This window comes from Streptomyces sp. NPDC005485, from assembly GCF_040606085.1.
In the GTDB taxonomy this organism is placed as follows: Bacteria; Actinomycetota; Actinomycetes; order Streptomycetales; family Streptomycetaceae; genus Streptomyces.
The window spans coordinates 21,669-31,648 of record NZ_JBEXDZ010000115.1; the positions used below are offsets into that span (position 1 = coordinate 21,669).

Sequence of the window (9,980 nt, forward strand, 5' to 3'; positions counted from 1 at the left end):
ACCGTCCGGTGGTCCAGGTCCGCCTCGCCGACGCCGGTGACCTGCACATGACCTGGACGTGGGCCCGCGGGGCCCAGGGCTTCGGCACCGGGTACACCCCGGGGCAGGACGTGGACGAGGCCATCCGCGCGCTGGCCGCCGAACTGCCCGGCGGCGGCACGGAAGGCATGCGGCGCGCGTTCGAGCCCGGCGCGCTGGCCACGTACGAGGAAGAGCGCCGCCTCTCCCGCATGCTGGCCGAGGTGCTGTGGCCGGCGAGTCTGACCGACCAGATCCGCCAGGTGTCCGCCCACCTGGGCCGTCCGCTGATGCGGCTCCAGCCCTCGCCCCGGGTCGCCCAGGTCCCGTGGGAGCTGCTCGCCGTGGACGGCGCCGACACCGACGTACGGCTGATCGACCTCGTGGACATCGCCACCACGGCACCGGCATCGCTACGACGGGCAGGCACCACCCCGACCGGTCAGGACCCGGACTCGGACGCCGTGGTGCTCGTCCTGGACCCCCGCGTCCCCGGCTTCCGCGCCGACTCCCCGCTCGGCTCGGTCCTGGGGCAGCCCGGCTCGGACCCGGCGCTGCTGTCCCTCGTACGGCGCAGGCTCGACGCGGGCACCGTCGTACCGTCCGTCGCCACCCCCGCCGAGGCCTTCCGCCGTACCGACCTCGACCGCGACTGGCTGGGCGAGGCGCTGCGCAAGGGCGCCCGTCGCCTGATGTACGTCGGTCATGTCAGCGGCGCCCCCGTCGAGGGCGGGCAGAGCGAGGATGTCACCCTCCATCTGTGTTGCGGCCCGGAGACCGCGGGGATGACCGAACCGGTGCGCACCCACCGCCCGTTGTCCGCCAAGGACCTTCTTCTGGGCACGCTCCCGCTGCGCGCGGACGGCGTGCCGGGCGCTCGACTCTGGCCCGCACCGCCACGCGTCGCGCTGATCGCCTGCGAGAGCGGCGGCGATCTCCGTTTCGCCGAGTCCTTCGGCCTGGCGACGGCGATGATCTACAACGGTGCCCAACTGGTCACCGCCACCCGCTGGGTGCTCCCCACCAGCTTCGCCTTCCACCGCTTGGCCGGTCTGCCGGAGTCCGTACGGCCACTCACGGAGGCCGTGGTCGCCGTGGACGCGGCCCACGAGGACCACGACCCGGTCCGCCATCTCGGCGCCTGGCAGCGACAGCAGCTCGACCTGTGGCGCGCCGGCGGCCGGATCGAGCACTCGCCCCTCCTGTGGGCGGCCCTGACCTGCATCGTCAGGTGAAGGGCCAGGGGTGGTGGAGGCAGTAGCCGCCCAACCCGATCGCGGCGATCCCGGTGACCAGCAGGGTGGCGACGAACCTGATGTGGAACGTGCGCTCGCGGCGTTCGTGGTCGGGATCGGCGGTGAGGAGGGACGGGTCGGCGGGCGCGTAGCGGAGGGGAACGTCACGGCCGAGGGATCGTGCAACGTCCCGGATGCCCTGCGTGCACAGCGCGGTGACCTCGACGCCCTCGTGGGTGGTGAAGGCGACGACGGAGGCGTGGCTGACGCTCTCGCCGCCTTCGCCGTCGGAGTGGACGTCCCTGGTGACGGCGACCACGCGGCCCTGGACGGTGACGCCTGCGGCCAGTTGAGCGGCGCGGGCGCGGGCGTACTCGCCGTCCCGGCTCAGCGCGACGACGAGGAGCAGCAGGCCACCGACGCAGATCATCCCCCACTGCCAGCCCCACGTGAAGAACGACTGGACGACCAGGCCCAACACCAGCAGGATCACCATGCAGTTCGGCCCGCCGGTCCCGGAGGTCCGCCCCTCGCTGTCCAGCATGAGATGGAAACGCTCCGGCCGCCGCCGCGGAAACCGGACCGGGAACTCCTGCCCCACCCAGGCCACTTGCACCCGGTCGCCGCGCTTGTTCTCGTGGCGCAGCCTGAACTCCCGCCCGGTGCCGGGGTCCTGGTACACGATCGTCACCGGTATCCCGTGGTTCCCTGACTCACCGTGTCCTGGCGGATCCACCTCCACGACCCGAGCCGTCACCCACACCGCCCGCTGCGGCCGGGTCAGCCCGGCCAGGGAACACGCATAGCCCACCAACGCCAGCCCAGCGGGCACCGTCCACCACAGCCCGAGCATCTTCTGCAGGTCCATGCGGCGAGGCTTCCGCTGCCGGGACTCCTACCGATCCCAGGTTCGGGTCGGCCGACCCTCCCATTCGATCCGGCCGGCCGACGCGAGGCAACAGCTCATCACAGCATCGAGCGAGCAGGTCGTCGAAGCGCTTGTCGATCGGCAGCGCAGGGGCCCGGAATGGGAGCCGGTCGAAGGCGGCTGGGGACGCGGAACCCACGAGGAAACCCCTAAGTAGGTGAGCAGGGTGAGTGCGCTGATCGAAGCGCTTCGACGCTGCCACCGCGCCCCGCGAACTGTCAACGGCTTTGCGCCAAGCAATTTTCCCACTTGTTGTCCCCTTGTTTCGCGAGAAACATGTCATTAACGTTCGCCGCCAGGTGAAGCGCTTCGACAGCACCACACCCAACAAGTCCCCCCGCCCGAAGGGCCAGTCATGACCTCACCCCGTCTCCCCGACCGCCTGGGCGGACTCGCGTTCGGTGGTGACTACAACCCCGAGCAGTGGGACGAACCGGTCTGGAAGGAGGACGACGCACTCATGCGCCGGGCCAGGGTCAACCTGGCCACTGTCGGCGTCTTCTCCTGGGCCCTGCTCGAACCCGAGGAAGGGCGCTACGACTTCGCCTGGCTCGACGCCCACATCGAACGCCTGCACGCGAACGGCGTGGCCGTCGACCTCGCCACCCCCACAGCCTCCCCGCCGCCCTGGTTCACACTGGCGCACCCGGACGCACTGACGGTCCGGCCCGACGGAACCCGTCTCGTCCACGGCAGCCGGGACACCTACTGCCTCATCGCGCCCGCGTACCGCACCGCGGCCCGTCGGATCGCCGCAGCGCTCGCCGAACGCTACGGCGACCACCCCGCCCTCGCGCTGTGGCACGTGCACAACGAGTACGTCACCCTGTGCTACTGCGACCACACGGCCGCCGCCTTCCGGGTCTGGCTGCGCGCCCGCCACGGGTCGCTGGACGCCCTCAACGACGCCTGGGGAACGGCCTTCTGGAGCCAGGGCTACACCTACTGGGAGCAGATCCTGCCGCCGCGCGCCACCAACTGGCACAGGAATCCCGGCCAGGCTCTGGACTTCCACCGCTTCTGGTCCGACGAGGTCATCGCCGCCTACCGCGAACAGCGCGACGCGATCCGTGCGCACAGCGACCGGCCGGTGACGACCAACCTGATGCTGCCCGCGTACCAGAACATCGACCTGTGGGCCCTCGCCCGCGAACTCGACGTCGTCAGCTCCGACCAGTACCCCGGCTCGCCCGGGGTGGACGCGTCCGCCGATGTCGCCTTCCACGCGGATCGCGCCCGCTCACTGGGCGGCGGCCGCCCCTGGCTGCTGATGGAGCAGGGCACCAGCACCGTCTACGACGGCGACCGGATCCTCGCCAAGGACCCCGGTGACATTCTGCGCCACACCCTGGGTCACATCGCGCGCGGCTCGGAGGGCGCCCTCTTCTTCCAGTGGCGGCAGTCCCGGGCCGGCGCCGAGACCTGGCACTCGGCGATGGTCCCGCACGCAGGACCCGACAGCCGGATCTTCCGCGAGGTCGCACGAACCGGGGAGGCGGTCGCCCGGCTCGGCGAGCTGGCGGGCTCGACGGTCTCCGCGCGGGTCGCCGTCCTGCACGGTCCGGACGCCTGGTGGGCACTGGGCGTGGACGGCCTGCCCTCGGCGGAACTCGACTATCCCGCGGCCCTGGAACGGGCGCACCGGGCACTGTGGGACTCAGGGGTGACGGCCGACTTCGCCCACCCCGACGACGAGTTGGGCCGCTACCCGCTCGTCATCGCACCGGCGCTGTTCCTGCTCTCCGACCGGTCCGCCGACAACCTGCGCCGCTATGTCGCAGGAGGCGGAACGCTCCTCGTCCAGCACGCGAGCGGTTACGTGGACGACCGCCTCCACGCCCGCCTCGGCGGCTATCCGGCAGCTCCCCTGCGCGAGGCGCTGGGCATCCGTGTCGAGGAGTACCGGCCGCTGCGGCGCGACGAGCGGATCACGTTGTCGGACGGCACTCAAGGCACCGCCTGGAGCGAGTCCCTGCACGCCGAGGGCGCCGAGACGCTCGCCACGTACACCCACGGCATGCTCACGGGCAGCCCTGCGGTGACCCGGCACCGCTTCGGCACCGGGCAGGGGTGGTACCTCTCCACCCTCCTCGACGACACCGGCTACGACGCGCTGGTCGCCCGGCTGCTCGACGAGGCCGGGGTGGGCCCCGAAGCGCCCGGGCTGCCTCCGCACGTCGAGGCTGTCACCCGGCACGCCGCGGACGGCCGTCGCTGGCGCTTCCTGATCAACCACGGCACCGAACCCGTGGCCCTGTCCGAGCCGGCCCACGACCTGCTCACGGGCGGCTCGCTCGCCGAACTGCCCGTCGGCGGCTGCGCCGTTCTTCGCCTCACCTGAGCGCAGTCCGTCTTCTCCCTGCCCGCGGCCCCGTCCGCAGTCCTGCTCCGGCTCACCCATCCGGCGCCGGAGCCGAGGTCGGTCACGGCGTTGCCGTCCGACCTGCCCGCGCCCGCCTGGTGCACCACCAAGGAGTGGTCCGGCCTGTCCGGCCATCTGTCCGCACGCCTCCCCACGGGCGGAACCTCCGCTCGGCCAACAGAGAAGAGTCAAAGATGAAGGGAACGCATCACCTCACCGAGCGCCGCAGAAGTGGCCCCGGTCGCCTGCTCGGCCTCCTGGTGGCGCTGATCGCCGCGATCGGGCTGACCAGCACCACCGCCTTCGCCGCACCGCCACACAACGACGCGGCCACAGCACTCACGCACAAGGCCCTGAGCCCCATGGGCACGGTGGCCGCGATGCAGCCCAGCTGGAACCTGGGCAACACCCTGGACGCCATCCCCGACGAGACCTCCTGGGGCAACCCGGCAGCCACCAAGGCCCTGTTCGACACCATCAAGGCCCACGGCTTCCGTAGCGTCCGTATCCCCGTCACCTGGACCGACCACCAGTCCTCCACGGCCCCGTACACGATCGACGCGACATGGATGAACCGCGTCAAGCAGGTGGTCGACTGGGCGCAGGCCGACGGTCTCTACGTCGTGATCAACGTCCATCACGACTCGTGGCAGTGGGTCGCCAAGATGCCCACCGACCACGACAACGTCCTGGCCCGGTTCAAGGCCTCCTGGACCCAGATCGCGTCCAAGTTCAGGGACTCCCCGAAGACCCTGCTCTTCGAGAGCAACAACGAGCCGCAGTTCGACAACACCACCGATGCCCAGGGCATCCAGTACAACGACGAACTGAACACCGCGTTCCACACCGTGGTGCGCCAGTCCGGCGGCAACAACGCGACCCGTCTGCTCGTCCTGCCCAGCCTCCACACCAATTCGAGCCAGATCTTCCTGGACGCCCTGTCGACCGAGATGAAGTCGCTGGCCGACCCCAACCTCGTGGCCACCGTGCACTACTACGGCTACTACCCGTTCAGTGTGAACGTCGCGGGCGGCACGCGCTTCGACGCCACCTCGCAGCAGGACATGACCGACAACTTCAACCGGATCCGCGCGACCTTCACCTCCAAGGGAATCCCCGTCTACCTCGGCGAATACGGCCTGCTGGCGTACCCCGACAGCAACCACCCGTCCCGCATCGAACGGGGCGAGGCCATCAAGTACTTCGAGCAGTTCGGCCACGACGCCCGCGCCGCCGGAGTGACCACGGCCCTGTGGGACCCGGGAACCTTCGCCTTCCTGAGCCGTGCCACGCTGCAGTGGACCGACCCCGAGCTGTTCAACCGGATCAAGTCGAGCTGGACCACCCGCTCGGGCACCGCCTCCTCGGACCAGGTGTTCCTGGCGAAGTCCGGTGCGATCACGGCCAAGACGCTCACCCTCAACCCCAACGGCCTCACGTTCCGAGGCCTCTGGCAGGGCAACACACAGCTCGCCCAGGGCCGGGACTACACGGTGTCCGGCAACCAGCTCACGCTCACGGCGACCGCGCTGACCCGCCTTGCCGGCAACCGCGCCTACGGGACCAACGCGACGATCGAGGCCCGGTTCTCCCGCGGTCTCCCGTGGCAGATCCATGTGATCACGTACGACAGCCCGGTGCTCTCCCCAGCGACCGGCACCACCAGCGGTCTCACCATCCCCACCCAGTTCCGCGGTGACCAGCTGGCGACCATGGAGGGCAAGTACGCCGACGGCACCAACGCCGGTCCGGTCAACTGGAGTTCCTACCAGGAGTTCAACGTGTCGTTCAGCCCCGACTACCCGGGCAACGGCCTCGTCCTCACTCCTGCGTTCCTCAACTCACTGCGTGACAACACGCAGGCGACGCTCGTCTTCCACTTCTGGAGCGGAGCCACCGTGACGTACCAGGTGACGAAGTCCGGAAGTACGGTCACAGGAACCGTCGGCTGACGATTCCCTCGCCCCGGGTGCCGAGCACGGCACCCGGGGTCCGCTCCTGCATCGGGAGGAGTGCGTGCAGCAGGCTCAGGCGGTCAGCTGCTCGTAGCCGAACCAGTCGAAGTGGACGACGCCCTGGGCCGCGTACAGGCCGATGACACGGCCGGTGAACCCGCCGGCCACCTCGGTCGACAGGTAGCGGCCGTCAAGCGTCGCGAGCGGGGCGAAGGTGCCGTCCGGCCGCTCCACGCCGAGGGAGACGACATCAGGTCCGGTGCGCGGGTCGTGCCGTTCCGGCGGCTCGGTGATCCGCACGCCGAGGACGACCGGGCCCGCGGGCACCGGCAGGGTGGCCACGACGGCGCGCACCGAGCCGACGCGCGAGACCACCCGCACCTCGGTGCCGTCCGCCTCGATGTCGTAGTGGTGTTGCTCGTCGAGCCGGACGGCGAGCCCGCCGCAACCCTGCGCCGGATCGACCGACGTGCGCGCGCGGCACGCGTGATGCTGCTGGCGCCGACCGATGAAGACGGCGTCCGGCTCGTCGAGGGAAGTGCCGCGTGCCCGCAGTGTCAGAGAGCCGGGGCGCTCCTTCGTGGTGCAGTGCTCGGCGGGCCTGTCGCGTACGGAGATCCAGGACGCATGCAGTTCGGTGAGGTCGAAGTCGTCGTGGTAGGGATCGCCGGGCCCGTCGTAGCCCGGCGCCAGGATGTCGCCGACGACGGGCCAGCCGTCCTCCCAGGTGACCGGAGCGAGGAAGGTCTCGCGGCCGAGGACGTGCCAGCCGGGAGTGCCGCCGTGCGGGCGCGCCCCGAGGAACACCATCCACCAGGAGCCGTCAGGGGCCTGCACCAGGTCCCCGTGCCCGGTGTTCTGGACGGGGTGGTCGGTACCGCGGTGGGTGAGGATCGGGTTGGCCGGACACGGCTCGAAGGGGCCGTTCGGAGAGAGCCCACGGGCGATGGAGATGCCGTGGCCGCGCTCGGTGCCGCCCTCGGCGATGAGCAGATACCAGTAGTCGCCGATGCGGTAGAGGTGGGGCGCCTCGGGGGCCTTGGCGCCGGGCCCGCCGGACCACAGTCTGCGGGTCTCACCGAGGGTGCGTCCTGTGTACGGGTCGAGGGGGACCTGCGACACCCCGGCGACTGTGCACCAGCAGGTGCCGTCCTCGTCCCAGGCGAGGTCCGGGTCGATGCCCGGGACGTCGGGCAGCCAGGTCGGGTCGGACCAGGGGCCCGCCGGGTCGGTGGCGGTGACGAGCAGATTGCCGCCGCCCTCGCTGCAGTTGGTGACGATCAGCCAGAAGCGTCCGTCGTGGTGACGCAGCGTGGGGGCGTAGATCCCGCCGGACGACGGCATGGAGGTGGGCAGGCGCAGTTGCTCCGGGCGGTCGAGGGCGTTGCCGATCCGGGTCCAGTGGACCAGGTCGCGGCTGTGGAAGAGGGGGATGCCGGGGAAGTACTCGAAGCTGGAGCACGCGAGGTAGTAGTCGTCGCCCACACGGCAGACACTGGGATCGGGGTGGAAGCCGGGGACGACGGGGCCGGCGAAGCTCGCGCCCGCCGGGTGCTGGTCGGACACCTGGGATCCTTTCATCGGTGGGTCGGTCGGATCGTGCGGGAAGTTCGCGGCGCCTTACGGCAGCACTGCCGGACCAGGGGGTATACGGCGACCACTGACACACCCTCGAAGACTCCCCACCGGTGCTCCCCTGTCACCTCGCGTCGAAGCGCTTCACACAACAACGAAAGCTAATGCGACGCTTCCAGCGAAACAAGAGGTTGAGACAGTAGAAGCGCGCTGAGGTACTGGTTGTTGACGCCTCAGCGCAAGCGATGGTGGCGTCGAAGCGCTTCAACTCTGCCCCTCCCACCCACCGATGGGCTCCGCGGATCACCCGAGGTTCCGGTCGGGCCCTACGGCGGTCCAGTGAGCGTGACCCACGTGCACAGACTTCACCAAAGATGTACGAGGTGATTGACGCACACATGGCCACGCCTTAACTTCTGACCGATTCACCGAACCATGTTCGATATACCGATCGCTGTTGGCTGTCCTTGAGGGCCCCCGCACACATCCCTTGGAGCACGCATGGCCACCTCCCGCCGCCACTTCCTCGGCCTCGCAGCCACCACGCCGCTGGCCGTGACCGGCGCACTGAGCCTCGGCGCCCCCGCCGCGTACGCCGCCGACTCGGCGTACGTGATGGGCTACTTCACCGAATCGACCTCCCTCGGCGAAGGCACCGACTACGGACTCCACCTGGCCGTCAGCACCGACTCGCTGAACTGGACGCCGCTCAACCAGAACAACCCCGTCGTCACCCCCACCGAAGGCGACCTCGGCCTGCGCGACCCCTTCATCCTGCGCAAGCAGGACGGCACCTTCGTCGTCATCGCCACCGACCTCAAGGGCACCGACTGGAACTACGTAAGCCAGTACGTGCACGTCTGGAACTCCACCGATCTGCGCACCTTCACCGGTTACCACCGACTCAAGCTGCACGACATGAACACCCACTCCTGGGCGCCCGAGGCGTTCTGGGACGCGGGCCGGGGCCAGTACGCGCTCATCTACTCCGCCGTCAACTCCAGTGGCCACAACGTGATCATGGTCAACTACACGACGGACTTCCTCACCGCCTCAGCGCCCCAGGTCTTCTTCGACCCCGGCTACGACGTGATCGACGGCGACATGGCCGTGGGCGTCGACGGCGTCAACTACCTCTACTTCAAGAAGAACCAGACCCTGGTGGGCGCCCGCTCCACCTCCCTCGACCCGGGCAGCTTCACCGAGTTCAGCACCGGCGTCGCCCACGGCGGCACCGAGGCCCCGACCCTGGTCAAGTCCCTCACGTCCAACACCTGGTACCTGTGGGGAGACACCTACACCCCCAACGGCGTCTTCTACGCCTGGCAGACCACGAGCCTCGCGTCCGGCACCTGGACCGCGCTCGACCAGAAGACCTACACCCAGCCGCTCAACTCCAAGCACTGCGGTGTCGCCACCATCAGCACGACGCAGTACAACAACCTCATCGCCAAGTGGGGTGCCCCGGCCTGGAACCGGCTCAAGTCCTACAACTTCCCGGCCCGTTACATCCGCCACTCCAACTACGTCGGCCGTATCGACGCGTACCCGATCGACCCGCCGACCGACTCCCAGTGGAAGCTCGTCCCCGGCCTCGCCGACAGCACGGGAGTCTCCTTCCAGTCGGTCAACTACCCCACCCGCTACCTGCGCCACTACAACTACGCCCTCCAACTCGACGTCAACGACGGCACGTCGACGTTCGCCGGGGACGCGACCTTCTACCGCACGGCGGGCCTCGCGGACGCGACCTGGGCCTCCTTCCGCTCGTACAACAACCCGACCCGCTACATCCGCCACTCCAACTACGTCCTGCGCATCGACCCGATCTCCACCACGACCGAACGGCAGGACGCGACCTTCCGCGTCGGCTACTGATCACAGACGCACGGCCGGCGAGGTGGCCC

General features: G+C 69.6%; 6 protein-coding genes. 4 read left to right on the forward strand and 2 right to left on the reverse strand.

Translation table 11 applies throughout. The annotated features are described in order from the left end of the window. Positions 1-8 precede the first annotated feature (8 nt). Positions 9-1,253: a CHAT domain-containing protein gene (locus ABZS97_RS31015; RefSeq protein WP_356142986.1), complete on the forward strand. Its 1,245-nt coding sequence runs from the start codon at positions 9-11 to the stop codon at positions 1,251-1,253. Here the strand turns inward: ABZS97_RS31015 and ABZS97_RS31020 are convergent. Beyond that, the gene (locus tag ABZS97_RS31020) at positions 1,246-2,121 is read right to left on the reverse strand and encodes a DUF3592 domain-containing protein (RefSeq protein WP_356142988.1); all 876 of its coding nucleotides are present in this window, start codon (positions 2,119-2,121) and stop codon (positions 1,246-1,248) included. The genes ABZS97_RS31015 and ABZS97_RS31020 overlap by 8 nt on opposite strands. Before the next feature lie 415 nt (positions 2,122-2,536). Here ABZS97_RS31020 and ABZS97_RS31025 point away from each other — a divergent pair, with 415 nt between their 5' ends. Together ABZS97_RS31025 and ABZS97_RS31030 are read left to right on the forward strand one after the other, a co-directional pair. Continuing rightward, positions 2,537-4,522 carry a beta-galactosidase gene (locus ABZS97_RS31025; protein WP_356142990.1) on the forward strand — a complete coding sequence of 662 codons (1,986 nt, stop codon included), beginning with the start codon at positions 2,537-2,539 and terminating at the stop codon, positions 4,520-4,522. Positions 4,523-4,737: 215 nt separating this feature from the next. Beyond that, positions 4,738-6,495, forward strand: a complete 1,758-nt coding sequence (locus ABZS97_RS31030) for a cellulase family glycosylhydrolase (RefSeq protein ID WP_356142992.1) — start codon at positions 4,738-4,740, stop codon at positions 6,493-6,495. 75 nt (positions 6,496-6,570) lie between these two features. Here ABZS97_RS31030 and ABZS97_RS31035 read toward each other — a convergent pair whose 3' ends face one another. Next, the gene (locus tag ABZS97_RS31035; protein WP_356142994.1) at positions 6,571-8,064 is read right to left on the reverse strand and encodes a glycoside hydrolase family 43 protein; all 1,494 of its coding nucleotides are present in this window, start codon (positions 8,062-8,064) and stop codon (positions 6,571-6,573) included. A gap of 510 nt (positions 8,065-8,574) precedes the next feature. Between ABZS97_RS31035 and ABZS97_RS31040 the strand changes: the two genes are divergently transcribed. Continuing rightward, positions 8,575-9,951 (forward strand): glycoside hydrolase family 43 protein, encoded by a 1,377-nt coding sequence (locus tag ABZS97_RS31040; protein ID WP_356142996.1) that lies wholly within the window; start codon positions 8,575-8,577, stop codon positions 9,949-9,951. Positions 9,952-9,980 lie beyond the last annotated feature (29 nt).

Coding starts and splice junctions, on each gene's coding strand:
- ABZS97_RS31020 (WP_356142988.1), bottom strand. CDS start 2,121: ATGGACCTGCAGAAGATGCTCGGGCTGTGGTGGACGGTGCCCGCTGGG.
- ABZS97_RS31025 (WP_356142990.1), top strand. CDS start 2,537: ATGACCTCACCCCGTCTCCCCGACCGCCTGGGCGGACTCGCGTTCGGT.
- ABZS97_RS31040 (WP_356142996.1), top strand. CDS start 8,575: ATGGCCACCTCCCGCCGCCACTTCCTCGGCCTCGCAGCCACCACGCCG.
- ABZS97_RS31030 (WP_356142992.1), top strand. CDS start 4,738: ATGAAGGGAACGCATCACCTCACCGAGCGCCGCAGAAGTGGCCCCGGT.